Source organism: Burkholderia sp. HI2714 (genome assembly GCF_002223085.1).
Classification (GTDB): Bacteria; Pseudomonadota; Gammaproteobacteria; order Burkholderiales; family Burkholderiaceae; genus Burkholderia; species Burkholderia lata_D.
Map to the genome: position 1 here is coordinate 538,329 of NZ_NKFM01000053.1, position 25,789 is coordinate 564,117.

21 protein-coding genes and 1 riboswitch are annotated in these 25,789 nt (G+C 67.6%); of the genes, 7 read left to right on the forward strand and 14 right to left on the reverse strand.

Features of this window, described 5'->3' with window-relative positions:
- Position 1 precedes the first annotated feature (1 nt).
- Positions 2-931, reverse strand: coding sequence for a helix-turn-helix domain-containing protein (locus tag CFB82_RS29200; protein ID WP_373558855.1), 930 nt, complete (start codon positions 929-931; stop codon positions 2-4).
- A gap of 496 nt (positions 932-1,427) precedes the next feature.
- On the opposite strand from CFB82_RS29200, the gene CFB82_RS29205 reads away from it, so the two are divergent.
- A complete protein-coding gene (locus CFB82_RS29205) occupies positions 1,428-2,351 on the forward strand; it encodes a LysR family transcriptional regulator (RefSeq protein WP_089486273.1) in 924 nt (307 codons plus the stop codon).
- Between the two features lie 95 nt (positions 2,352-2,446).
- Positions 2,447-2,848 (forward strand): OsmC family protein, encoded by a 402-nt coding sequence (locus CFB82_RS29210; protein WP_089486274.1) that lies wholly within the window; start codon positions 2,447-2,449, stop codon positions 2,846-2,848.
- Positions 2,849-2,950: 102 nt separating this feature from the next.
- Here CFB82_RS29210 and CFB82_RS29215 read toward each other — a convergent pair whose 3' ends face one another.
- Positions 2,951-3,832 (reverse strand): Dyp-type peroxidase, encoded by an 882-nt coding sequence (locus CFB82_RS29215; RefSeq protein ID WP_089447301.1) that lies wholly within the window; start codon positions 3,830-3,832, stop codon positions 2,951-2,953.
- A 490-nt stretch (positions 3,833-4,322) separates the two neighbouring features.
- Here CFB82_RS29215 and CFB82_RS29225 point away from each other — a divergent pair, with 490 nt between their 5' ends.
- Both CFB82_RS29225 and CFB82_RS29230 read left to right on the forward strand, forming a co-directional pair.
- Entirely contained in the window at positions 4,323-6,185 is a 1,863-nt protein-coding gene (locus CFB82_RS29225; protein WP_089486275.1) for an ABC transporter ATP-binding protein, read from the forward strand.
- Between the two features lie 207 nt (positions 6,186-6,392).
- Entirely contained in the window at positions 6,393-7,106 is a 714-nt protein-coding gene (locus CFB82_RS29230) for a riboflavin synthase subunit alpha (RefSeq protein WP_089486276.1), read from the forward strand.
- Between the two features lie 13 nt (positions 7,107-7,119).
- On the opposite strand, the gene CFB82_RS29235 is transcribed toward CFB82_RS29230, so the two are convergent.
- The 3 genes from CFB82_RS29235 to CFB82_RS29245 all read right to left on the reverse strand — a co-directional run bounded on the left by CFB82_RS29235 (position 7,120) and on the right by CFB82_RS29245 (position 10,316).
- Positions 7,120-7,731, reverse strand: a complete 612-nt coding sequence (locus CFB82_RS29235; RefSeq protein ID WP_256990511.1) for a shikimate kinase — start codon at positions 7,729-7,731, stop codon at positions 7,120-7,122.
- Positions 7,732-7,801: 70 nt separating this feature from the next.
- Positions 7,802-9,043 (reverse strand): voltage-gated chloride channel family protein, encoded by a 1,242-nt coding sequence (locus CFB82_RS29240; RefSeq protein WP_089486278.1) that lies wholly within the window; start codon positions 9,041-9,043, stop codon positions 7,802-7,804.
- Between the two features lie 79 nt (positions 9,044-9,122).
- A riboswitch (Fluoride riboswitch) is annotated at positions 9,123-9,226 on the reverse strand.
- A 70-nt stretch (positions 9,227-9,296) separates the two neighbouring features.
- Positions 9,297-10,316 carry a chemotaxis response regulator protein-glutamate methylesterase gene (locus CFB82_RS29245; protein ID WP_089447296.1) on the reverse strand — a complete coding sequence of 340 codons (1,020 nt, stop codon included), beginning with the start codon at positions 10,314-10,316 and terminating at the stop codon, positions 9,297-9,299.
- Between the two features lie 92 nt (positions 10,317-10,408).
- On the opposite strand from CFB82_RS29245, the gene CFB82_RS29250 reads away from it, so the two are divergent.
- Positions 10,409-11,461, forward strand: coding sequence for an RNA-guided endonuclease InsQ/TnpB family protein (locus tag CFB82_RS29250; RefSeq protein WP_089486279.1), 1,053 nt, complete (start codon positions 10,409-10,411; stop codon positions 11,459-11,461).
- Between the two features lie 13 nt (positions 11,462-11,474).
- Here the strand turns inward: CFB82_RS29250 and CFB82_RS29255 are convergent, their stop codons facing one another.
- From CFB82_RS29255 to CFB82_RS29300, 9 genes are all read right to left on the reverse strand, one after another.
- Entirely contained in the window at positions 11,475-13,784 is a 2,310-nt protein-coding gene (locus CFB82_RS29255; RefSeq protein WP_089486280.1) for a hybrid sensor histidine kinase/response regulator, read from the reverse strand.
- Complete coding sequence (locus CFB82_RS29260; RefSeq protein WP_089486281.1) at positions 13,781-14,497, reverse strand: chemotaxis protein CheW; 717 nt, start codon at positions 14,495-14,497, stop codon at positions 13,781-13,783. The genes CFB82_RS29255 and CFB82_RS29260 overlap by 4 nt, the downstream gene beginning before the upstream one ends.
- A gap of 45 nt (positions 14,498-14,542) precedes the next feature.
- Positions 14,543-15,952: a CheR family methyltransferase gene (locus CFB82_RS29265; RefSeq protein ID WP_089486282.1), complete on the reverse strand. Its 1,410-nt coding sequence runs from the start codon at positions 15,950-15,952 to the stop codon at positions 14,543-14,545.
- Positions 15,949-16,461, reverse strand: a complete 513-nt coding sequence (locus tag CFB82_RS29270) for a chemotaxis protein CheW (RefSeq protein WP_089447291.1) — start codon at positions 16,459-16,461, stop codon at positions 15,949-15,951. The genes CFB82_RS29265 and CFB82_RS29270 overlap by 4 nt, the downstream gene beginning before the upstream one ends.
- Entirely contained in the window at positions 16,458-18,134 is a 1,677-nt protein-coding gene (locus CFB82_RS29275) for a methyl-accepting chemotaxis protein (protein ID WP_089447290.1), read from the reverse strand. Before CFB82_RS29275 ends, CFB82_RS29270 begins: the two co-directional genes overlap by 4 nt.
- Positions 18,135-18,258: 124 nt before the next feature.
- Positions 18,259-19,392 carry a hybrid sensor histidine kinase/response regulator gene (locus CFB82_RS29285; RefSeq protein ID WP_069251012.1) on the reverse strand — a complete coding sequence of 378 codons (1,134 nt, stop codon included), beginning with the start codon at positions 19,390-19,392 and terminating at the stop codon, positions 18,259-18,261.
- 481 nt (positions 19,393-19,873) lie between these two features.
- Positions 19,874-21,457, reverse strand: coding sequence for a Na+/H+ antiporter (locus tag CFB82_RS29290; protein ID WP_069251011.1), 1,584 nt, complete (start codon positions 21,455-21,457; stop codon positions 19,874-19,876).
- Positions 21,458-21,707: 250 nt separating this feature from the next.
- Positions 21,708-23,141, reverse strand: a complete 1,434-nt coding sequence (locus CFB82_RS29295; protein ID WP_089447288.1) for an aldehyde dehydrogenase family protein — start codon at positions 23,139-23,141, stop codon at positions 21,708-21,710.
- 29 nt (positions 23,142-23,170) lie between these two features.
- A complete protein-coding gene (locus CFB82_RS29300; protein ID WP_089447287.1) occupies positions 23,171-24,811 on the reverse strand; it encodes an acetolactate synthase large subunit in 1,641 nt (546 codons plus the stop codon).
- 351 nt (positions 24,812-25,162) lie between these two features.
- Between CFB82_RS29300 and CFB82_RS29310 the strand changes: the two genes are divergently transcribed.
- Both CFB82_RS29310 and CFB82_RS29315 read left to right on the forward strand, forming a co-directional pair.
- Positions 25,163-25,480 carry a type II toxin-antitoxin system RelE/ParE family toxin gene (locus CFB82_RS29310; protein WP_256990512.1) on the forward strand — a complete coding sequence of 106 codons (318 nt, stop codon included), beginning with the start codon at positions 25,163-25,165 and terminating at the stop codon, positions 25,478-25,480.
- Between the two features lie 3 nt (positions 25,481-25,483).
- The gene (locus CFB82_RS29315) at positions 25,484-25,783 is read left to right on the forward strand and encodes an addiction module antidote protein (protein WP_069251007.1); all 300 of its coding nucleotides are present in this window, start codon (positions 25,484-25,486) and stop codon (positions 25,781-25,783) included.
- Positions 25,784-25,789 lie beyond the last annotated feature (6 nt).

The following is a 25,789-nucleotide window of genomic DNA, read 5'->3' on the forward strand; positions in this document are numbered from 1 at the left end:
CTCACGCGGCGCGATGCCCCTCGGTGCCGTCGCCGGCCCCCTCGCCCGCATCGGCCTGCCTCACGCCACGCGTGAGGATCCTTTCGCGCTCGGTGACGCGGAATTCGGTCGGCGACATCAGCATGCGCTGGCGAAACAGCTTCGCGAGCCGCTCGCCGCTGCCGAACCCGGTGCGGCGCGCGACCTTATCCGCCGGCAGCGTCGTGTGGACCAGCATGTGGCAGGCGCGCTCGAGCCGCACGTGCTGGACGAACTCGGTCGGCGTCACGCCGATTTCCTTCTTGAAGCGCCGCAGGAAGTTGCGCTCGCTCATCGCGGCGGCCTGGGCCGCGTTCGCGATCGAGATGCGGTTCACGCTCTGCGCGCGCAGCCGCTGCGCCGACATCCGGATCGACGGGCTCGCGCTCAGCTCGCGAAAGGCCCACATCGACTGCGTATAGCGCTGCTCGACCGGCCGCAGCAGGTTGCTGGCGATCTCCTGCGCGGCGATGTCGCCGAGCTCGACGCGGAACATGTCGAGCACGGCGGCGAACACGTCGGTTTCGCCGGCCTGCAGCTCGACCGTCGTGGCGACCCGTCGCCCGCCCCGGCCGGGCCGCCCTTCGATCGCCGTCGACGGACGCTGCATGGCCGCGAGCGTGGGCAGGTCCATCCCGTCGACGATCCAGCGCGCATGGCGGCGAATGTCGGAGAGGCGACGCTGCAATGCGTCGTCCCAGTTGACGGTCGCGCGGTCACCGTGAAGATGAAAGAACGCGAGCGCGCGGCGGCCGTGCTCGTCACCGAGCGGATCGGCCGCGATGCTCACGCCGGAGGACGACTGCAACAGCCCCCCGCTTTCGGATACGTACTTCAACTGGTAGTCGGCACTGTGTGCGTGCAGGCGATTCGCCAGGTTGAAAGCCTCGCCAAGACGCGCGGCCTGGGCCAACGAAAATCCCGTACTCAAATAGATAACGACCCATCTCTGATCTGCTGCATTCACTGGCCAAGCCCCCGACTTGTTCGACTTCTTCTAATACCGTCGAACTGTCAGGCTTATATTTGGTTTGAATGCGTGCGACAGGACGGCTATCCCGAAATATGAAGCGACGGCATCTTAGCCGAACGGGTCGCGCCTTTGGCGCGAAATGGCCGACGTGGACAGCATGATGGCGGATTACTACAGGCTGTCGCGGTTTGCTGGCGGCCCGGTGTGGAATTGCCCGGGCCGATATCGCCCATTATTGCGATTGTGTATGTCGCAATCCGCGCATTTCATTACGACTTATTGCGTCGGATATCCGGATAAATGCACAACCGAATATCGGCACAAACGATATTGATTCTTATCCCGTGCCATCGATCGCCACGGAGGAATGCCCGCCTATCCAATGCCTACGCATCCTTTAGAATCGGTCCACCCTTCACCACGCCCCCCGCGCCCCGTGCCCGCCGATCACCGTCTCGACCTGAACCTGTTTCGCGTGCTCGACGCCGTCTACGTGCATGGCGGCATCGGCGCGGCCGCCCGCGCGCTGCATCTCACGCAGCCGGCCGTCACGCATGCGCTCAACCGGCTGCGCGCGCATTTCGACGATCCGCTGTTCGTGCGGCAGGGCAACCGCGTCGTCGCAACCGAACGCACGCGGTCGATCATCGCGGACGTCCAGCTGCACCTGAAGGGCCTGCAAGGCACCGCGCGCGCACCGTCGGGATTCGATCCCGCGACGCTCGACCTGAGCATCGCGGTCGGCATTCGCGACGTGCTCGAATCGATCGCGCTGCCGCGGATCGTCGCCGCGTTCGCCGACGAAGCGCCCGGCCTGCGGCTCGTGAGCCGCCGCATCGCGGTGGCCGACATCGAGCGCGAACTCGCATCGGGCAATCTCGATCTCGCCGTCGATCGCCGCGTGCCGACCGGCCCGCGCATCGCCACCGAACACCTGCTCGACGATTCGCTCGTCGTCGCGCTGCGCGGCGATCATCCGCTTGCGCACGAACCGCTGCGGCGCGGCGATTATTTCGCGGCGCAGCACGTCGCGGTGTCGTCGCTCGGCGAGCCGCAATCGCTCGACGTGCTGCTCGGCAACGACGGCCGCTTCCGCGATATCCGGCTCACCTGCCAGCACTATTTCGCCGCGTGCCAGATCGCCGCGACCGGCAACCTGCTGGTCACGCTGCCGCACACCTATGCGTTGCGGATGGCCGCGCTGCTGCCGATCGTCGTGCGGCCGCTGCCGTTGCGGCTCAAGCCGTTCCCGCTCCTCGCGTACTGGCACGAATCGCGCGACGCCGATCGCGCGCACCAGTGGGTGCGCGAACGTATCGCCGCGCTCGTGCGCAGCAGCGCCAGCGTCACCGACGCATAGCCGCCCGGCGCACGCCGTCCCGATCGGGGCGGTATGCTGACGGCTGCGCGTCACCCTCTTCTCTTTTCCCACTTTCCGCTGACCGGAGACTTGCCATGTCGCTCATCCATGCCGCCGCCGTCCTCGACGCCGATGCGCCCGACTACGTCGTCCAGCTGCAGGCCGGCACGCACGCGTTGACCGGCGACGAAGCGCCCCGCGAAGGCGGCCAGGATCGCGGGCCGGCGCCGTACGAGTTCGTGCTGGCCGGCCTCGCGCAATGCACGGCCGCGACGCTGCGCATGTATATGCAGCGCAAGACGTGGCCGGCCACGCGCATCGACGTGCGCACCGAGCTGCATGCCGATCGCGACGGCACGCAATACGTGCGCCGCGTCGTGACGCTCGACGGCCCGCTCGACGATGCGCAACGCCAGCGCCTCGCCGAAATCTGCGAGAAAACGCCGGTCACGCAGTTCATCAAGCGCGGCACGCGGATCGACACGACGTTGAACTGACACGCCACGCACGAAAGCACACGGCACACGATCACCGCGCAAAAAGAAACGGGGGGCCGCGCACGATGCGCGGCCCCCCGTTTCGTCGAACCCGTCAGGCGTTTACAGCCCGAGCGCGGACAGGTCGAGCTTGCCGTCCTTCAGCGGCGGGCACCAGAAATACGCGCCCGTCAGCGGCCGCGTGAAGCGGAACAGACCGTCGACGATCCCGTCTTCCGCGCCGCTCATCCGGCGCATCTGCACGTCGAATGCGCGGAACGAGCAGCCGAACGCGACGAAATAGAGGCCCGCGCGACGCGCGTCCGACCACGGCGACGAGCGACGCAGCATGAATGCCTCGGGCTCGAAGCTTTCCTGCGCGGTGCGCTTCACGTGCGCGAACTCGGGTGCGTCGTCGAGTTCTTCGTTGTCCGAGCGGCGGCGCCCGATGATGTTGTCCATGTCGCCCGACGGAATGCGCTCCATCTGGTCGAAGTCGTGCAGCCATTGCTGGACCGCGACGAAGCTCGCCCCGTCGAGCCCCGCACCCTGCCCCGTCACGATCGCCGCGGCCACCGCTTCGTCGCCTTCCGGGTTCTCCGTGCCGTCCTCGTAGCCGGACAGGTCGCGATCGTTCGAATAGCGGAAACCGTCCACCGCATCCTGCAACGCAAACGCCGGCGCCAGCGCGCGTTCGATCGCCCGCGCGCGCAGCACGATCTCGCCGCGGTCGTCGCCGCGCAGCCAGACCCACACGTCGGCCGGCGTCGCCGGCAGCGTGCGGTCCTTCACCGCGAACGCCGGGTATTCGGTCAGGCCCGGCACCGGGTGCCCGAGGTACGCCGCCAGCGCATGCCCGAACCCGACCACCGTGTCGCGTCCGTCGACGATCTCGCGCAGCGCGGCCAGCGCCGCTGCCACATTGCCGTCATTCGAAATCGTGAAAGTGAGGTATCGGGCCGCCGTATCGATCGGGGTCAGGATGCCTTGCTGAACGTCGCTCATCGTTTCCTCAGGAATGTATCGTGGTGAATCTGCGAGGGCCGCGGCGGCATGCGCCGCAAACGCCGAAGTGTAATCGATGCGCGTGCCGGCCCTTGCGCTGCCGCATTGTGGCTGGCCCGCAAAAGAAGGGCCAAAAACCCGAATACTAACCGTATCGACGCTGCAACGCCGCATTCATCAGACGTTGCGGCGTGCCCGACACTGCTGATAGAATCTTTTCACGTCTTTTCGGCGTCCTTTCAACCGTTCACTTCAGGGGAGGTGCAGATGTTCCGAATGCCAGCAACCTTCCCGAACGTGGTCCCACGGCGTAGCTGATCCAGCCCGCCGTCCGCGCCGGCTCCCGAGTTTTTCGCTAACCCGTCAGCCGCGCCGTTTCCCGACAGCCCGTTTCGTTTTCCGCCCGCGCGTTTCGCGCGGCCCGGCTGTTGCGTTTTCGATGTTCTCCGAACCGGAAAGTCCCGTCGCGCGATGCGCCGGGCAACGATAAATGACCAGAAAAACCTCCCATCTGGGCGGCCAGGCATTCCAGGCCGTCTTCGGCTTCACCTTCCGTTACTGGCGCAAGCAGCCGGCGCGCACCGCCACGGTCGCGAGCCTTGCGCTGCTCGCCGCGCTCGCCGACGTGCTCACGCCACTGTTCGCCGGCCGCCTCGTCGACGCGCTGTCGACCGGCCTGACCGACCGCGCCGCCGCGTGGCATGCGGCGCTCGTCGCGTTCGGCACGCTCGCCGCGCTCGGGCTCGGCGCGACGGTGCTGCGCCAAGGCGTCTACCTGAACATCATCACGCTCACGTTGAAGATGATGAGCGAGATCGCGGCCGCGTCGTTCCATCGCGTGCAGCGCTTCTCGACCGACTGGCATGCGAACAGCTTCGCGGGCTCGACCGTGCGCAAGATCACGCGCGGGATCTGGGCGCTCGACCTGCTGAACGACACCGTGCTGATCGCGCTGCTGCCGTCGGTCACGATGCTCGTCGGCGCCACCGTGCTGCTCGGCACGCACTGGCCCGTGATGGGGCTCGTCGTCGGCGCGGGTTCGCTGCTGTACATCACGGTGACGGTGGCGGTGTCGCTCGGCATCGTCGCGCCGGCCGCGCGGCTCGGCAACCTGTGGGACACGCGCATGGGCGGCGCGCTCGCCGACGCCGTGAGCTGCAACGCGGTCGTCAAGGCATTCGGCGCGGAAACGCGCGAGGAAGCGCGGCTCGCACGCGTGATCGGCAAGTGGCGGCAGCGCACGCGCCGCACGTGGGTGCGCGGCACGTTGAACGGCGGGTTGCAGGGCGCGATGCTCGTTGCGATGCAGGCCGCGATGATCGGCGTCGCGCTGCGGCTGTGGGCGAACGACGAGGCGAGCGTCGGCGACATCGCGTTCGCGCTGACGATGTTCTTCATGCTGCAGGGCTACCTGCGCGACGTCGGCATGCACATCCGCAACCTGCAGCGCTCGGTGAACGACATGGAGGAACTCGTCGCGCTCGAACGCCAACCGCTCGGCATCGACGATCGTCCCGGCGCGCCGGCGATCCGGATCGGGCAAGGCGAGATCCGCTTCGAGCACGTGACGTTCCGCTACGGCAACCATCCGGTGCCGCTGTACGACGACTTCTCGATGCGGATCGCACCCGGCGAGCGCGTGGGCCTCGTCGGCCATTCGGGGTCGGGCAAGACGACGTTCATCAAGCTGATCCAGCGCCTGTACGACGTGTCGGGCGGCCGCATCACGATCGACGGCCAGGACATCGCGCAGGTAAGGCAGGATTCGCTGCGCAGCCAGATCGCGATCGTCCAGCAGGAGCCCGTGCTGTTCCACCGCACGCTGGCGGAGAACATCGCGTATGCGCGCCCCGATGCAAGCCGCGCCGACATCGAGCGCGCCGCGCGGCTCGCCAGCGCGCACGACTTCATCGCCGCGCTGCCGGACGGCTATGACACGCTCGTCGGCGAACGCGGGATCAAGCTGTCGGGCGGCGAGCGCCAGCGGGTCGCGATTGCACGCGCGTTCCTCGCCGATGCGCCGATCCTGATCCTCGACGAAGCGACGTCGAGCCTCGACAGCGAAAGCGAGCTGCTGATCCAGCAGGCGATGGAGCGACTGATGGTCGGTCGCACGACGCTCGTGGTCGCGCACCGGCTGTCGACCGTGCGTGCGCTCGACCGGCTGCTGGTGCTCGATCGCGGCAAGGTGATCGAGGAAGGCAGCCACGACGCGCTGATCCGGATCGACGGCGGCATCTATCGCCGGCTGTTCGAGCGGCAGGCGCTGGAGCTGGCGAAGGGGCTCGCCGATTCGCCGCGGCGCACGGCGGACGATGAAGCCGGGCCGCTGGGGGAGCCGGCCGAGGTGTGACGCAAGCGTGTCGCAATGCGCGCCGGCGGCGCGGTCATCGCCGCCGGCGCGCGTCAGTAAACGGATCCGGATCGAGGCCGTGCCAGGTGCGCGGCCTTTTTTACGTCCGCGCGTCAGGCCTGCCGCCCCGGCGCCGCGTGCCGAGGAGTGCCCTTTTCCGGTATCCCTTATCATGTCGACCAGGAAATTTGCGACTAGGGATCGACCATGTTTACAGGAATTGTCCAGGGCGTTGCCAGCATCAAGCGCATCGCCGATCACGGGGAACTGAGAACCTTCAGCATCGAATTCCCGGAGCGCTTTACCGACGATATCGAGATCGGCGCCAGCGTGTCGGTCGACGGCGTCTGCCTGACAGTGACGACCATCCATTCGCCGCAGCTGATCGACTTCGACGTGATGCTGCCGAGCCTGCGCATCACCACGCTGGCCGACCTGACGACCGGCGCCCGGATCAACGTCGAGCGTGCCGCGAAGGACGGCGCGGAGATCGGCGGTCATCCGTTGTCCGGCCACGTGGATTTCACCGGGACCATCCGGCACATCGCAATGTCCGAACACAACCGGATGGTGCGCATCGGCGTGCCGGAGGCGTTCAAGCGCTACGTGTTCGCGAAGGGCTATATCGCGATCAACGGCTGCAGCCTGACGGTGTCCGACGTCAACCGCGACGAAGGCTGGTTCGATGTCTGGCTGATTCCCGAAACGCGCCGCGCGACGACCTTCGACGCGAAGGGCGTCAACGACACGGTCAACATCGAGATCGAGCGCAGCACGCAGGTGGTCGTCGATACGATCCGGGAAGCGGTCAAGGAAACGCTCGGCGAACTGAACGGCGTCGTCACCGCGTTGCTGGCGGAAAAAGGCATCGATATCGAGGAACTGCTGGCGCGGCATGTCGCGCGGCTGCCGAAGCAGTAACGGAGCGGGTGTTTCAGGTCCGTCGCCGAAGCCCCGGGATTGGCCGCCCGCCCGCGACCGGATCCGGACGGCCTTCACTCGATGGCATCGACGCCACGATAAAGCGTTCGATGTCGGCCGCCACGTGTTCGGGTGGGCCGTCGCTCGCAAACCGCCTGCAGTTCAAGCGCATGAACGCGGAGAACCGATCGCGGATCTTGCGCATCTCGTCGGCTTCATTCGCATTCAGATACGACCGGGACATTTGCCGGCCCACGATCAGTTTCGCGCAGCGTTCGAGATCGAACGAAGGCAACAGGAGCGGGGTGAACCGGTCCTCCTCGATGCAATGGCGAAGCGCGGGATAGGCCGCCGCGACATCGGCCGGATACAGCATGAAACCGAACGAAGCCGCGCAGATCGTGGGCGCCGACATGCCGCGCTTGAGTTGCTCGTACAGCCGGATGTTGTGCGAAGCGTACTCGACATAGCCGCGGTCCCGGATGAAGTCGGCGATGTTCCCGTGCGCGGCCAGGAAGCATTGATCCACGTCGACGAACCGCCAGTTCAGGCGTGCCGCGACGATCGCCCCGACCGTGGTCTTGCCGGCGCCGCCCGGCCCGATCAGATGTACCAGCAACGACACGCTCTCCCTCCGACATCGCATGCGTCACGTTCCCGGAGGAACCGCGACGAACCTGCCTTCTGCGCCCGCATCACTCCGCTTCTGCCTGCCCGCCCTTCCCCACCGCCACCCGCTGCGCGCGATAAATCCCCGCATGCCCCGAGAACAGATACGCAACGACACACGCGACGATCGCATACACGCCGATATCCGCGCCGAACAGTTCGATCGCCATGATCGTCGACGCGATCGGCGTATTGGCCGCGCCAGCGAACACCGCGACGAAACCGAGCCCCGCGAGCACGGGCACCGGCAATGCCAGCACCTGGCCGAGCGCGTTGCCGAGCGTCGCGCCGATGTAGAACAGCGGCGTCACTTCGCCGCCCTTGAACCCCGACGCGAGCGTGACGACGGTGAACGCGAACTTGCCCGCGAAATCGTAGAGCGGCAGCGGACCATGAAACGCAGCCTCGATCGTCGGGATGCCGAGGCCGAGATATTGCGGCACGTTCAGCGCGGTCGCGGCCGCGGCGACCAGCAGGCCACCGAGCACCGGCTGCAGCGGCGCATAGCGGACGGCTCGCCTGAACCACGCGGTTAACGCATGCGTCGCAAACGCGAACAAGCGCCCGACCACGCCGAACGCCATGCCCGCGACGACCGTCACGGCCAGCCCCGTCGCCGACACGGCCGGCACGAACGGAATCGCATAGGCCGTGTGATGCACACCCCACGCGCGGCAGACGACGTCCGCGACGATCGCCGATGCAACGCAGGTCAGCAGCGCGTCGTACCGCACGCGCCCGATCGCGAGCACCTCGAGCCCGAACACGGCGCCCGCGAGCGGCGTGCCGAACACCGATGCGAAACCGGCCGCGATGCCGCCCATCAGCAGCACGCGGCGATGTTCGCGATCGAGACGGAACACCTGCGTGACGCGATCGGCGAGCGCGCCGCCCATCTGCACGGCCGTGCCCTCGCGGCCGGCCGAGCCGCCGAACAGGTGCGTGACGACGGTCGCGACGAGCACGAGCGGCGCCATCCGCTTCGGCACCAGCGCCTTCGGATCGTGAATCTCGTCGATCAGCAGGTTGTTGCCGCGCGCGACGGACTGGCCGAAGCGATGGTAGATCCAGCCGGTCGCGAAACCGGCGGCCGGCAGCCCCCACAGCAGCCACGGATGCGCGACGCGCGTGCCGGTCGCCCAGTCGAGCGCGATCAGAAACAGGGCGGAAGCCGTGCCGGCCAGCGTGCCGAGCAGGGCCGAGAGCGCGAGCCAGCGGCATACATAGCGCACGGTCGCGAGAAGATCGGCAGAAGTCGTGAAAAACATGATTTCCAGATTCGACGGAACATCAAAACCTGGGCGGCAGAAACCCGCATGGACGGCCTGCGACCTCCTGACGACCCAGGAACACGCAGGCATCATCAGCCGGGCTGACCGGCGGTTGAGGGCCGCACCGAGCGCAACGCGCCGAATACGACCGCTGGGAGGCATGCCATCTCCGCTGGCCGCCATTGTACGCGACGCTGCTCACCGCCCGCAATGCGGCCACGGGACAGCATCGCCCGCCCCCAGGACGCCGTCAGTCGCGCAGCGGGCGCGTGATGCGCGAGATCAGCTGGGGCGCGATCCGCTCGAGCGGCAGGATCGCCGACGCCGCGCCGATCGCCGCGGCCGCCTTCGGCATCCCGTAGACGGCGCTGGTCGCCTCGTCCTGCGCGATCGTGTAGCAGCCCTTCGCGCGCATCGCCTTCAGGCCGAGCGCGCCGTCGCGCCCCATGCCCGTCAGCAGCACGCCGAACGCCTCGCCCTGCCAGCCGTCGGCGACGCTGTTGAAGAACACGTCGATCGACGGCCGGTACGGCGTCTCGACCGGATACCGCGTATAGCCGAGCACCCCGCGCGGCGACAGGGCCAGGTGATCGTTGGTCGCCGCGAGCAGCACCTCGCCGGCCTGCGGCATGCTGCCTTGCCGCGCGACGCGCACCGGCAGCCGCGTATAGCCGTCGAGCCATTCGGCCATCCCGTACGCGAAGGCCTGGTCGACGTGCTGGACGATCACGATCGCGGCCGGAAAATCGGCCGGCAGCGCGCGCAGCAGCGCGGTGAGCGCGGTCGGGCCGCCCGCCGACGCACCGATCGCGACGAGCGTCGGCTGTCCGCGCGCGGGCGTCGGCCCCGGCGGCACGAGCGCCGCGCTGCGGCTTTCGAGCAGCCGGCCGATCTGGTCGATCTTCGCGAGCAGCGCCTGCGGCGACGCATCGGTCGACAGCCCGAGCGCGAGCGTCGGCGTATCAACCGCGTCGAGCGCGCCGGCGCCCATCGCCTCGTACACCGACGACGTGTTCGCGCTGACGCTCGCCGTCACGATCAGGATCGCGCACGGCGCGCGCGCCATGATCCGGCGCGTCGCGGCGACGCCGTCGACCTTCGGCATCACGAGATCCATCAGCACCACGTCGGGCGGATGCGCGACGCAGAAATCCACCGCCTCGTCGCCGTCGGTCGCGACCCACAGCACGCGATGGTCCGTGCGCAGCGCGATCACGCGGCGCAGCGCCTCCACGGCCAGCGGCAGGTCGTTGACGATGCCGATGTTCATCAGAATTTGCTCCGAGAAACCCCGCCATTGATGGCGGGAAGGAAAGGAATGCTGTTGACAGGCAGCTTCTTCGACGGGTTAGGATCACCGGCATGATCCTTGTCTACCGCTACCGCGTGAAGTCGCTCAACGGACTGCTCAACAAGCAGAGCCGTGCGGTGAACTACGTCTGGAACTTCTGCAATGACACGCAGAAGCACGCGCTCAAGTGGAGCAAGAAGTGGCCGACCGGGTTTGATCTGAACGTGCTGACGACGGGGAGCAGCAAGGAACTCGGCATCCACTCCGGCACGATCAACGCGACGTGCGAGCAATATGCGAAGTCGCGCAGCCAACACCGACGCCCTTACCTGCGCTATCGCGGCAGAAAATCGCTGGGCTGGATGCCGCTGAAGGGCCGTGACCTGAAGCGCGAAGGCGAAGCGTTTCGCTTTGCCGGCAACACGTTTCGCGTGTTCAACAGTCGACCGCTTCCCGGAGGCAAGATCAAGGACGGAACCAACTTTGCGCAGGATGCACGCGGCAACTGGTTTCTCAACATCGTGATCGAGGTGCCCGATGTTCAGGCTCGAGCGATCCGTTCTGGCGTTGGCATCGATCTCGGCCTGAAAGACTTCGCCACACTTTCGACCGGCGAGAGACTGCCTAACGATCGGTTCGGTCGATGCGCGGCCGAGAAGCTCGCGAAAGCGCAGCAGGCGCGAAAGCACAAAAGGCATATCGCGAAGCTGCACGCCAAGGTCGCGAATGCGCGTGCCGATTTCCAGCACAAGCTGGCACTCGATCTGGTGCGGCGTTTCGATTACATCGCGGTCGGCAACGTGTCGGCCGCAAAACTCGCCAGAACCAGGATGGCGAAGAGCGTCTACGACGCGTCCTGGTCGTCCTTCCGAAACAAGCTCCGCTACAAAGCGATCGCGCACGGAGTCACGTTTGAGGAAGTCGACGAAAGCGGTTCGACCCAGTCCTGTTCGGCGTGCGGATCGAAAGACAGCACGGCGCGGCCGAAAGGTATCGCAGGACTGAGAATAAGAGAATGGGCCTGCAGTGACTGTGGTGTCGAGCATGATCGTGATATCAACGCTGCGCTGAACATTCTCCGATGCGGACGTGCATCGCCAGGTGTGGGAATCCGCCGCCTTTAGGCGGTGGAGGACGTCAACCGCGCGCGTCCCCGATCAGGTCGTGCACGGCGTCGAGCAACGCCTCGTCGTGGAAGCTGCTCTTCGCGAGGTAGTAGTCGGCGCCCGCATCGAGCCCGCGACGGCGATCCTCGTCGCGATCCTTGTAGGACACGATCATCACCGGCAAGCGCTTGAGCATCGGATCGCCCTTGATCAGCGTGACGAGCTCGATGCCGTCCATGCGCGGCATGTCGACGTCCGTGACGACGAGATCGAACGCATCGCTGCGCACCGCGTTCCAGCCTTCCATCCCGTCGACCGCGACCGTCACGTCGTAGCCGCGCTTTTCCAGCAGCTTGCGTTCGAGCTCGCGCACCGTCAGCGAATCGTCGACGACGAGCACGCGGCGGCGCCGGTCGGCGAGCGCGAGTTGCGGATCACGCGTGAGCCGCGCGAGCTGCCCGCCGCGCACGAGCTTGTCGACCGAGCGGATCAGGTCCTCGACGTCGACGATCAGCACCGGGTCGCCGTTCTCGAGCAACGCGCCGGCCGCGATGTTCTGGATCTTGTGCAGGCGGCTGTCGAGCGGCTGCACGACGAGCATCCGCTCGCCGAGGAAGCGGTCGACCGCGACGCCGTACAACTCGGGCTCCGCGCCGACGACCACGACCGCCGTGCTCGTGCGCGCGACGTCGGGCTCGCCCGCGTCGAGCAGCTGGTGCGCGGCGACGAGGCCCGCGCGCCGGCCGTCGAACGGGAAATGCGGCTGCCCTTCGAGCACGTCGATATCGTCGTGCGCGAGTTCGAGCGTGCGGCGCACGTGCGCGAGCGGAAACGCATACGGCTCGCCGCCCACTTCGACGAGCAGGCTGCGGATCACCGACAGTGTGAGCGGCAACTGCAGCACGAAACGCATGCCCGCGCCCGGCTCGTTGAAGATCCGCACCGCACCGCGCACGCCGCGCACCATCTCCTGCACCGCATCGAGCCCGACGCCGCGGCCCGACACGTCGGTCACCGCATCGCGCATCGAGAAACCCGGCAGCAGCAGGAATTCGAGCAGTTCCGGATCGGACAGCCGCGCGGCCGTCTCGTCGTCGGTCAGGCGCTGGCGCACGACGGCCGCGCGCAGCGCGTCCATGTCGACGCCGGGCCCGTCGTCGATCACGCTGACCAGCAGCGAGCCGGCGCTGTGGCGCGCCTCCAGCGTCACGCTCGCCTCGGCCGGCTTGCCGCGCGCACGCCGTGCGTCCGGCGAATCGACACCGTGATCGATCGCGTTGCGCAGCAGGTGGCCGAGCGGCGCGTCGAGCAGGTCGAGGATGTCGCGGTCGACCTGCGTGCCCTCGCCGACGATCGAGAAACGTACCTGCTTGCCGAGCGAGCGCGCGAGATCGCGGACGATGCGCGGATACGCGCGTGTCGCGTCGCCGAACGGCCGCATCCGGCACTGCAGCGCTTCGTCGTACAACTGCTCGGCGATATGCGTGCTGCGCCGCTCGAAGCGGTCGAATTCGTCCATGCGCTCAGCGAGCGAACGCTGCAGGTCGTTGAGCATGTGCCGCACTTCGTTCATCGACGCGAGCATGCCCGCGTCGAGATCGTCGGCGAATTGTTCGTACATCAAATCGAGCGACCGGGCCGCGTCGCGCTGTGCGCGCTTCACGCGCAGCATCGATTCGGCGAACGGCTTGAGCCAGCGCGATTCGACCAGCGATTCGCCGGACAGGCTCAGCAGCCGGTTCAGCGTATCCGCACGCACGCGGCGCATCGCACCGGCGCCGGCCACGCGGCCCGCCTGAGCCGTATCGGGCACGCCGCCCGATACGGCAAGCGGCGGCACCGCGGCGCTGGCCCCGACGGGTTCGTTCGCGGCGCCCTCGTGCTCCCGATACGGCACGACCGACGGCGGCACCGGCGGCGGGACCGCGGCCACCGCCTGCATCGTCTGTGCGCCGTCGGCGCCGGTCAGCGCCGCCGCGAACACGTCGATCTCCGTCTGCGTGACAGGCTGCCCCTGCGGATCGCCGACGCGCACCAGCAGATCGACGCCCGCCAGCAGCACGTCGACGTGCGTGGCCGTCAGCGCGATCGTGCCCGCCTGCGCGGCGACGAAGCACTCTTCCATCCGCCCCGCGATGTCGACGCCAAGCGGCACGCCGACGATGCGCGCGGCGCCCTTCAGCGAATGCGCGGCGCGCATGCATGCCTCGAGCGCGACGGAATCGGGTTCGCCCGATTCGAGCGCCAGCAGCCGCTCGGACAGCGCCTGGGTCTGCGTGCGCGTCTCCTCGCGATACAGCTCGAGCAGCGACAGGTGGCTCAGGTCGTCATCGCCGCTCATCGCATGCTCCGTGTGACTGCGTCGAACAGGCGGTCGTCGTCGAGCAGGCCCACCGACTTGCCGCGCCACGACAGCACGCCGCGCGACAGGCCGGCGCTCGCGCGCCCGACCGTCGCCGGCACGGGCACCCAGTCGGAGGCGCCGAAGCGCAGCACGCCCTCGACTTCGTCGACCGGGAACACGACCGGCTCGCCCTGGTGCGCCGCCACCAGCAGCCGCGTGAAGCGGCCATCGGCACCGCCGTTGCCGCCGTTGCCACCCTTGCCGGCATCGAGGCCGAGCAGCGCGCCGATCGAGATCGCGATGCGCAGCGTGCCGCGGATGTTGACCACGCCGCGCACGGCCGAATGGCGGCGATGCGGCAGCGAATGGATCGGGCGCGTACCGGCGATCTCGCGCAGCACGCCGATCGGCAGCGCGAGCCATTCGTCGGCCACGCGGAACGCCAGCGCCGCGTGGTGCGTATCGGCATCGGCGTCGTGCACGTGCGGCGCGCCGGGTGCGCTCATCCGGCGCGTGGTGTCGGCCATCTCGGCGCCGTCGAGCGGGCGCTCGAGCAGCTTCGCCGCGTGATACGCGTACACCGGGCAATTCAGGCAGCGCAGGCAGTCGTTCAGCCGCTCGCACGTGCGGTCGCCGCGCGTGCCGATCCGGTTCCAGCAATCGTCGACGTCGATCGTCGTCTCGTCAATGGCAGCGGCGGCGCGGTTCATGAAGTCCTCTCGTCATCGCGGTGTCGTTCCCAACCCATCGTCTTGTCAGCCGGCCGAGCGCCGTGCGCGCTCGAGCAGCCATTGCGCGCCCGCACGATCGCCGCCGACGTCGAGCAGCGTCGCGAGATGGGTCAGCGCTTCGTGGTGCGTGGGCCGCAGGTACAGCGCCTTCCGGTAGAAGTCGCCGGCTTCCGCGGCGCGTCCGCGCGCATCCGCGATCAGCCCGTTCAAGTAGAACGCATCGGCATGCGGCCCGACGCGCGCCGAGAACTGCGCGAGCACGCGCTCGGCCTCGTCGAACGCGCCGGCATTCGCCAGCGCCTGCGCATCTTCCAGCGTCGGCGCGGCGCTCTCCGCAACCGGTGCGAGCGACGCGGCGGGTTCGGCCGCCGTCACCGGCAAGTCGCGCCGTGCGTCGAACGCGGCCGCACTCATGGCCGGCGGCGGCGCCGCGAACGGCTGACGCGTGTCGCCGAGCCAGGCCGGCGGCGCGACCGCCAGCACCGAGCGCGTCGCCGCGAGCGGCGCGACCGTGAAGCGGTCCGCGCGCCGATACGGCGCTGCCGCCGACAGCGGCGCCGCCGGCCGGGCCGCGAATACGTCGGTCGCCGCACCGGCAGGCTCGCGATGAAACGCGAACGCCAGCGGCATGCGCGCCGAGCGCATCCCGTGCCGCATCGCGACGCCCGTTTCGGCCGGCCCGACGAACAGCATGCCGTCGTCGGCCAGACGCGCGTCGAGCGAGCGGATCACGCGATCCTGCGCGTCGCGATCGAAGTAGATCAGCACGTTGCGGCAGAACACGAAATCGTAACGAATGCCGGTATCCACGGCCGGTTCGACGAGGTTCGCCTGACTGAATTGCACGCACGCGCGCACGCGCTCGTCGAGCAGCCAGCCGTCGCGGTGCGGCGTGAAGTGCCGCGCGCGAAACTCCGTCGCGGTGCCGCGGAACGCATTGCGCCCGTAGCAGCCGAGCCGCGCGTGCTCGATCGCGCGCGTGCTGAGGTCGATCGCATCGATCGTGAAGCTGGCCGGGTCGAGCCCCGCGTCGAGCAGCGCCATCGCCGCCGAATACGGCTCCTCGCCCGTCGAGCACGGCGCGCTCAGCACGCGGATCACCCGGCCGGGCAGCGCGGCGAGCCGCTCCGTCGCGAGCCGCGCGAGCGTCGCGAAGGCCTCGCGGTCGCGGAAGAACCACGTCTCGGGCACGACGAACAGCTCGATCAGCGCACGCCGCTCGTCGGCCGATGCGTTGAGCTGCTGCCAGTAGGCGTCGAGCGCGTCCTGCGTGACGGGCGGCCGCGCCGCCGACGGCAGGCGCTCGCCGTCCGCCTGCAGCGCGTGCACGCGTTCCGTCAGCGCGCGGGTCAGGAAATCGTTGCCGAGCGAATCGGGGTCGATGCCGGTCTCGCGCAGCAGCCAGCCGCGAAATCGCGATTCGAACTCTTTCATGCGGACTCTCCCCCGTGGCCCGGCAGGCCGTCGAACAGATACAGGCGCGCGACGTCGTCGACCAGGTCGGACACCGATACCTGCTGCACGACGCCATCGGGCGTATTCGCGACGGGCCCGAGCCAGCGCGTGCGCGCGGTCGAGATGCCGCTCGACCGGAACGCCGCGCGGTCGATCCGCATCGTCTGCGTCGCACGCTCGACGATCAGCCCGATCGTGCGCTCGCCGCCCGCTTCGTCCGCGCGGTAGCGGACCATCACGAGCCGCGTCGAGCGCAGCGCATGCGCGCGGCGCCCGAGCGCCAGCATCGGCACGTCGATCACCGGCACCGGCTGGCCGCCGCGCATCAGCAGCCCGGCGATCCATTCGGGTGCGCCGGGCACGGCCTTCGTGACCGCGAGCGGCAGCACCTCGTCGATGCCGGCTGCGTCGAGCGCATAGCGCCCGCCGTCGAGCTCGAACATCAGGAACAGCGCGTGGGCGCCGTTCTGCGGGTCGGCGCGCGTCACGCGTCGACCTTGAAGCGCGACACGCTGGTGCGCAACTGGTTCGCGACGAGCGTCAGATCGTCGATCGCCTGCGACGACTGGCGCAGCGATTCGGCCGTCTGCTGCGCGGCCTCCGACAGTTGCGACAGCGCCTGCGTGATCTGCTCGGCGCCGTTCGCCTGCGTCTGCATCCCTTCGTTGACCATCTGGAAGCGCGGCGCGAGCGTCTGCACCTCGGCGATGATCTGCGACAACTGCCCGCCGACCTGCTGCACGTCGAGCATCCCGCGGCGCACTTCCTCGGAGAACTTGTCCATCCCCATCACGCCCGCCGACACCGCCGACTGGATTTCCTTCACCGTCTGCTCGATATCGTAGGTCGCCACCGCCGTCTGGTCGGCGAGGCGGCGGATTTCGGTCGCGACGACCGCGAAGCCGCGGCCGTATTCGCCGGCCTTCTCGGCCTCGATCGCCGCGTTCAGCGACAGCAGGTTGGTCTGGTCGGCCACCTTGGTGATCGTCGCGACCACCTGGTTGATGTTCAGCGCCTTCTCGTTGAGGATCGCGAGCTTCGCGTTCACCGAACCGGCCGCGTCCATCACGCTGCGCATCGTCTCGCCCATCCGCGTGAGCCCGCTCTGGCTCACGCCCGCGAGCGTCGCCGACTGCTCGGCCACGCCGGCCACCTCGTTCATCGTGCGCAGCAGGTCGCGCGACGTCGCGAAGATCTCGCGCGAGGTCGCGCCGATCTCGGTCGTCGTCGCCGCGGTTTCGTTCGCGGTCGCCTGCTGCTCGCGCGACGTCGCCGCGATCTCGGCCACCGACGTCGTCACCTGCAGCGACGATTGCTGTGCGCGTGCGACGAGCTCGGTCAGCTCGTCGGCCATCCGGTTGAAGCCCGTCTCGAGCGTGCCGAATTCGTCGCGGCGGCGCAGGTCGAGGCGACGCGTCAGGTTGCCGGTGCGCATCACGTCGTGCACCTCGACGAGCCGCGCCATCGGTACGGTGACCGAGCGGTACAGCAGGTAGCCGAGTCCGAGCGCGGACAGCAGCATGATCGTCAGCGCGCCGACGAGCACGACCTCGGTGTCCTGCACGGATTCGCGGATCAGCTTCGCGGACTGCTCCGCGAACTTGCGGTTCTCCTGCACCAGCACGTTCGCGTTGCGCACGACCTCGGTCCACGCGGGCTGCACTTTCGCGTACGCGGCCACGGCCTCGTCGCGCGATGCGCGGCTCTTCTGCACCGCTTCGTTCAGCAACGGCACGTAGTGATCGTAGGCGCCGCGGAACGCCATGAAGCGCTGCCGGTCGTCGTCGCGGAACGTCGTGTTCTGGTAGTCCACCGACAGCGACTCGACTTCCTTCAGCGCGTCGGCGATCGTCGCGAGATCGTGCTGCGTGGCGTCGGGCCCGGTGTCGACGAAGATCGCGCGTTGCAGCAGCATGAACGATTCGTTGACCGAACCGCGCAGCGACGACGCGAGGTAGACGCCGGGCAGCGAGTCGCGCTCGATGCTGACGGCTTCGGCGTTGATCGCGCGCAGTCGCTCGTACGACACGCCGGCTGTCACCAGCATCAGCACGAACAGCACGCCGAAGCTGAGCAGGATGCGATTGCCGAGCGTCAGCCGGGCAGCGCCGATCGTCGGATGCAGGCTTTCATTGGTCGCGCGGGGCGTCACGGTGGCCATGTTCGTTATGGGCTTTATAAAATCAGCGTTGAAAAAATCCACGCCCGCCTGCGCGCCGGACGGCGCGCCACGAGCACATCAGGGTCTCTCGGGCAGCGCGGCGCCGGCAGGCCGCGCCGCGACATCACCGCTCCGCTTGCGCCGGCAGCCGAAGCGCGACCATGAAGCCGCGCGCCGTATTGCGCATCAGGATCTGGCCGCGATGCCGCGCCGCCGTCGCGCGGACGAACGCGAGCCCGAGGCCGAAGCCGCCGCGCGCCGCGCCATGCGCGGATTCGAGCTGCACGAACGATTCGGTCGCGGCCGTGCGCTGCTCCGGCGCGATTCCCGCGCCGGTGTCCTCGACACCGATCAGCCAGGCGCCGTCCTCGCTGCCCAGCGTGCAGTGCACGTCCGTGCCGGCCGGGCCGTACTTCAGCCCGTTGTCGATCAGGTTCGCGACCGCGCGCGTCAGCATCATGCGGTCGCCCATCGTCACGCATTCGGTATCGGGCACGTGCGCGGCAACCCGGCTGCCGAGCCCGGCCGCCTTCTCCCACAGCTGGTCGACGGCGTCGAGCACGATCTCGTTGAGACTCACGACCTCGTGCGCGCGGCGCTCGGACTGCGCGCGGGTCAGGTGGATGAAGCCGTCGGCCAGCGCGAGCGCGCGCCGCGCATGGCCGGCAATGCGCTCCATGATCGCCGGCATCTCGCCGTGCTCGGTCCGGTAGACATCGAGCAGCGCCAGGATCGACGTCTGCGGCGAACGCATGTCGTGCGACAGGAAATCGAGCGCCTCGTCGCGCTGCCGGGACATCAGGTAAGAATTCGAGTGATAGCGGATGCGGGCAGCCAGCTCCATCGCGTCGGGAAGCTTCACCAGATAGTCGTTCGCGCCGGCGATGAACGCCTCGCGCTTGACGATCGGCTCCTCCTTCGCGGACAGCACGATGATCGGCACGCGAGCGGTGCCGGCGTCCGCGCGCCACGCGCGGACCAGATCGAGGCCGTCGATCTCCGGCATCACGAGATCCTGCAGGATGACAGTCGGCTTCACGTCGCGCGCGACCGCCATCGCCCGGTGCGCGTCGGTGCACACATGCAGGTCGATGTCATGTTCGCTGCGCAGCGCGCGGCGGATCACCTCGCCGACGAACGGTTGATCGTCGACGAGAAGGACCGATAACCCCGATTCAAGACAATCCGAGGCATTATCACCGCTCGATTCTTTCATAAATACAGTTTCAAACGCCGATTCTCCAATCGATTCTTTCATAGGAGTTGTTTATCAGACTTGGGACGCTATCTTATTCCAGCGGTTGAAAAAACCGCCTGATTCCGCCGAATTGGCCTGTCGGCACCGCCTTGCAGGGTTTTGGACGCCGATTTCTCCCCGTTGGCGACCGTATTACCTCCGCATCCTTTCTCTCAATAAACATAACCGGCTGATTCTAAATGAAATTAGAACACAGCATCTATCTCAATCCGGTTTAGTTTTGCCAAATATGTAGAAAGAGACGGGAACAGTTAAATCGGATCATTTCCGGATTCGAAAGACGATAACGTTTGCGAGACCGGCGCGATAAGGTTTGCATGCGCTGCAAGGCTCGCTGCCGTCGCATTTGAGGGCCGGATGAATATCCGCCCAATCGGCGGGCGCGCGAAAGAAAAAAGCGCGCCGGGCAACGTTTGGCCCGGGTGCGCTTCGGGCCGGCTGACGCCGGCCGCTCGATGGCGAGGTGGCGAAGGGGGCGGCCTTACCCGCGCGCGTGCTGCGCGGACACTTCCTGCAGGTCGAGGTCGCGCTCGAGCGCATGCAGCATCTCGTCGTGGATGCGCCCCGAACGGTGCAGGCGCAACAGTTCCGCGCGACCGGCCCGGATCGCGGCCAGCACGACGTCGTAGTGCGCGGCACGCACTTCAGCCGGATACGTCGGCTCGTTCTTCGCCTTTTCCGTCAATTCCGCGCGATACGTGTACTGCTCGAGCAGGCGCGGATGGATCACGACCCCGTTCTCGTCGCGCACGAGCGGCTGGATCGCCGCGAGCTGCGCCGCCTCGACGTACGCCCACGTCTGCGGCTCGGTCAGGTGGTGCGACGCACGTTCTTCGCGCTGCGGCAGGCGCAGCAACCGGATCAACGGCCCGATCGTCGTGCCCTGCAGCAGCACGGTGACGAGGATCACCGCAAACGACGCGACCAGGATCACGTCGCGGCCGGGCATCGCCTCGGGCAGCGACAATGCGATCGCCAGCGTGACGACGCCGCGCATCCCGGCCCAGCTCATGATCGTCGCGGCCTTCCAGTCGGGCGCTTCGCCGCGCCGCACGATCCCGCGCACCGGCCACTTCAGCGCCTCGACCGCGTAGATCCACACGAAGCGCGACACGATCACCGCCGCCAGCACCGCGAGCATCGGCGGCACCATCGTCGCGAGCACCTGCTCGAAACCGCCGAGCCGGTGGATCGCGCCGCGCAGCGACAGCCCGATCAGCACGAATACCATCGCTTCGAGCAGGAACACGATGACCTGCCAGAACGCGGTGCCGCGCGTGCGCACCGCCGCCGAGAACACCTCGTGCTGATGCCAGCCGACGATCATGCCGGCCGTGACGGTGGCGATCACGCCGGACACTTCGACCATTTCCCCCGCGATGTACGCGATCCAGCCGGCGATCACCGCGACGGTGATCACGAGATAGTCGTCGTCGAGCAGCTTCAGGAACCACACGACGAGCTTGCCGACCGCGAAGCCGACCACCACGCCGCCGAGCCCGAGTTCCGCGAAACCCACGACCGCGTGGCCGAGGCTGAAGGTGCCCGACAGCGCCGCGACAACCGCGAAGCGGAACAGCACGAGGCCGGCCGCATCGTTCAGCAGGCTCTCGCCTTCGAGCAGCACCATCAGCCGGCGCGGCAGCGCGACGCGCTCGAGCACGGCCTTCGCTGCCACGGCGTCGGGCGGCGACACGATCGCGCCGAGTGCGAAGCACGCGGCCCACGGCAGCGACGGCGCTACCCAGTGCACGGCGAAGCCGACCGCGAACGTCGTGAACACGACCGCGCCGATCGCGAGCAGCAGGATGCCGCCGACGTTGCGCTTGAACTCCTCCCACACCGAGAAGTACGCGCCGTCCATCAGCAGCGGCGGCAGGAACACCAGCAGCACCAGTTCCGGATCGAGATTGATCGGCGGCAGGCCGGGAATGAACGCGATGCCGATGCCGCCGATCAGCAGCGCGGCCGCGGGCGGTAACCGCAGCCGCTTGGCGATGCATTCGAGCGCGACGATCGCGAGAAACGACAACAAAACCAGCTTGAATGCCGAGACGGGGGACATGAATCGACCTCGTGAAGAATGAATTCGCGCTTTCCGGTGTCGTACCCCGGTCGGCAGTTTCGCGCGATTACATCACGAGGCGAGGCCCGCAGTCGAGCGCGTCGGGCTGCCCGCCGGTCGCGGCGGTCGCGGCGGTCACGGTGCGGCCCGGCGCCGGCCCAAGGTGCGCGGCACCATGAAAAACGGCACGCGGGCTGGCCCGATCGCCCGCCCGCGTGCCGTCCGCGGCACCGCGCCGCCTGCCTGCGCGTTACCGGCGCCGCACGACCATCAGCCGCGGCTCGGTCATGTCCTCGATCGCGTAGCGGATCCCTTCGCGGCCGAGGCCCGAATCCTTCACGCCGCCGTACGGCATGTTGTCGACGCGGAACGACGGCACGTCGTTGATCACGACGCCGCCGACCTCCAGCTCGTCCCACGCGCGCTGCGCATGCGCGAGCGAATCGGTGAACACGCCGGCCTGCAGCCCGAAGTCGCTGTCGTTCACGCGCGCGAGCGCATCGTCGAACCGGTCGAACTTCTCGAGGATCGCGACGGGGCCGAATGCCTCCTTCCGGTACAGGTCCTGCTCGTGCCCGACGTTTTCCAGCAGCGTCGCCTCGAACATCGCGCCATCCACCTTGCCGCCCGCGACGATCTTCGCGCCCGCCGCGACGGCCGCGTCCATCCAGCCCGACAGCCGGCGCGATTCAGATTCGGAGATCATCGGGCCGACGAACGTCGACGGATCCTTCGGGTCGCCCATCTTCAGCGAACGCGTCTTCGCGATCAGCTTGTCGCGCAACGCGTCGTACAGGTCGGCATGCACGAGGATCCGCTGCACGCCGATGCAGCTCTGGCCCGACTGGTAATACGCGCCGAACGCAAGACGCTCGACCACGTAGTCGAGCTGGTCGCGCTGATCCGCATCGACGATCGCGGCCGCGTTGCCGCCGAGCTCCAGCACGACTTTCTTCTTGCCGGCCTTCTCCTTCAGCGCCCAGCCGACGGCCGGCGAACCCGTGAACGACAGCAGCTTGAAACGCTCGTCGGTCGTGAACAGGTCGGCGCCGTCGCGATGCGCGGGCAGCACCGAGAACGCGCCTTTGGGCAAGTCGGTTTCCGCGAGCACCTCGCCGATGATCAGCGCGCCGATCGGCGTGCGGCTCGCCGGCTTCAGCACGAACGGACAGCCGGCCGCGAGCGCGGGCGCGACCTTGTGCGCGGCGAGATTCAGCGGGAAGTTGAACGGCGAGATGAACGAGCACGGGCCGACCGGCACGCGCTTCGTGTAGCCCGTGTAGCCCTGCGCACGCGCGGAGATCTCGAGGTTGATGATTTCGCCGTCGATACGCACCGATTCCTCGGACGCCACGCGGAACGTGTCGATCAGCCGCGTCACTTCGCCCTTCGAATCGTTGATCGGCTTGCCGGCCTCGATGCACAGCGCCTCGGCCAGCTCGTCAAAGCGCTCGCGAAAGCGCGCGACGCAATGATCGAGCACGGCCTGCCGCTTGTAGGCCGGCAGCTCGCGCATCGGCTTCGCGGCATCCACCGCCGCGCCGATCGCCGCGTCGATGGCCTTCGCGTCGGCCAGCGCGACGCGTGTCGCGACCTTGCCGCTGAACTTGTCCGTCACGTCCAGATCGGTGTTCGCGTAGACGGCTTCGTTGGCGAGGTAGTACGGATAGGTTTCCTTCAACATGGAACGACTCCTTCCTGTGAACGTGGCATTCAGAGTTGCGCCGACAAGCGCTTGATCTCGCGGTTCAGCACGCGCTCGTTGTCCGAGTAGTCGATCGGCACGTCGATCACGTGCACGCCCGGCGACGAGAAACACTCGCGCAGCAGCGGCTCGAGATCGTCGGCCGATTCGACGCGATGCCCGTGCGCGCCGTAGCTTTGCGCATACGCGACGAAATCGGGGTTCTGCAGCGTCATCGCGAAATCGGGGAAATTCATGTTCTCCTGCTTCCAGCGGATCATCCCGAACGCGTCGTCGCGCAGGATCATCACGACGAGGTCGAGCTTCAGCCGCACGGCCGTTTCGAGCTCCTGCGAATTCATCATGAAACCGCCGTCGCCGCACACGGCGATCACCTTGCGCTGCGGATGCACGATCTTCGTCGCGATCGCCGACGGCAGCCCCGCCCCCATCGACGCGAGCGCGTTGTCGAGCAGCAGCGAATTCGGCTCGTGCGCGCGCCAGTAGCGCGCGAACCAGATCTTGTACATCCCGTTGTCGAGACAGACGATGCCGTCGACCGGCATCGCGTTGTACAGATCGTTGACGATCCGCACCGGGTACATCGGAAAGCGCGAGTCGTGCTGCCCTTTCTGCAGATGCGCGTCGAAATGCTCCTTGATCATCCGGAAGCGTTCGAAATCCCAGTGCGATTGCGGCGTCACCGCTTCCTTCATCTGCCACACCGCGTTCGCGATGTCGCCGACCACCTCGATCTGCGGGAAATAAACAGGATCGACCTGCGCGCCGAGGAAGTTCACGTGGATCACGGTCTTGTCGTCGGTACGCATGAAGAACGGCGGCTTCTCGATCACGTCGTGGCCGACGTTGATGATGCAGTCCGCGTGCTCGATCGCACGGTGCACGAAATCGCCGTCGGACAGCGTCGCGTTGCCGAGCCACAGCGGATGCGTCTCGTCGATCACGCCCTTGCCCATCTGCGTCGTGAAGAACGGGATGCCCGTCTTGTCGACGAATTCGAGCAGCATCTTGCAGGTGGTCTTGCGGTTGCCGCCCGCGCCGATCATCAGGAGCGGATGGCGCGCGGCCTGGATCGCGTCGACCGCGTGCGCGACCGCCTTCTCCTCGGCCACCGGCCGCCGGCTGTAGCTGCGCGGGATCGGCTTGCCGTCGCCCTCCTCGTGCGCGATGTCTTCCGGCAGCTCGAGGTGCGCGGCGCCCGGGCGCTCTTCCTCCGCGCGACGGAACGCCTCGCGCACGGCCGACGGGATGTTGCCGATCGACACGATCTGCCGCGTGAACTTCGTGAGCGGCTGCATCATGTCGACCACGTCGACGATCTGGAAGTGGCCCTGCTTGCTGGACTTGATCGGCTTCTGCCCGGTGATCATCAGCATCGGCATGCCACCGAGCTGCGCATACGCGGCGGCCGTCACGAAGTTCGTCGCGCCGGGCCCGAGCGTGGCGATACACACGCCGGTGCGGCCCGTCAGGCGGCCGTAGGTGGCAGCCATGAACCCGGCCGCCTGCTCGTGCCGGGTCAGCACGAGCTTGATCTTCGATCGCCGCAGCGATTCGAGCAGATCGAGGTTTTCTTCGCCGGGAATGCCGAACACGTACTCGACGCCTTCGGCTTCCAGCGCCTTCACGAACAGATCCGATGCTTTCATGGGGACTCTCGGTTGATGCCGCCTGCCCGGCCTACGGACACGCAGCGTTCAGAACGCGCGCCGGCCTACGGCACGCGGACGCTTTACCTACTGGACACAAACCACGGCACTGCCCGCCGCGCAACACGCGCTGCGCGGCGGCGCCTCCGGATACCGGAGGACAAACGGACCCGCCCGCGCGCGGCACGCACGCACGGGCGGCAAGGACGTTTTTGATTGTAGACGGATTCGGAAGATCCCGACTTCGGCCGAACGGCCATTTGGCACACAAGCGAAGCGCACGGCCCTACCGTAGCGGCAATGACACTCGACACCTCAGACATGTGAACCATGGTTGACATACTGCAATCCATGCCCTACAGTGCGCCTACGTTCAGCATCCGGACCACCGACGTCTTCGACGCCTGGTTTGCCGGCCTGCCGGATCGCGTCGCGAAGCGCCGCATCCAGGCACGCATCGACCGCCTCTCGATGGGCAATCCGGGCGACTGGAAGTCCGCCGGCTCGCCGGTCGTCGAGATGCGGATCGACCACGGCCCGGGCTATCGCGTCTACTACGTCCGGCGCGGAACGATCTGGGTCATCCTGCTCTGCGGCGGCGATAAATCGGCGCAACAGGCCGACATCCGCGCCGCGCACGCGATGCTCGCGCATCTCGACATGGAGTAACCGATGGACAAGATCAGCACCCGGCCGTGGGATTCGGCCGATCATCTGAAAACCGAAGACGACATGGCCGACTACTTCGAAGCGTGCCTGCAGGAAGGCGGCGACGATCCGGCCTTCATCGCACATGCGCTCGGCGTGATCGCACGGGCACGCGGCATGTCGCAGGTCGCGCGCGATGCGGGCCTGTCGCGCGAAGGGCTGTACAAGGCGCTGTCGCACGACGGCAACCCCAGCTTCGGTACGATCCTGAAGGTCATCAAGGCGCTCGGCCTGCAACTGCACGGCTCGAAAGCGCACGCATGATGCGCG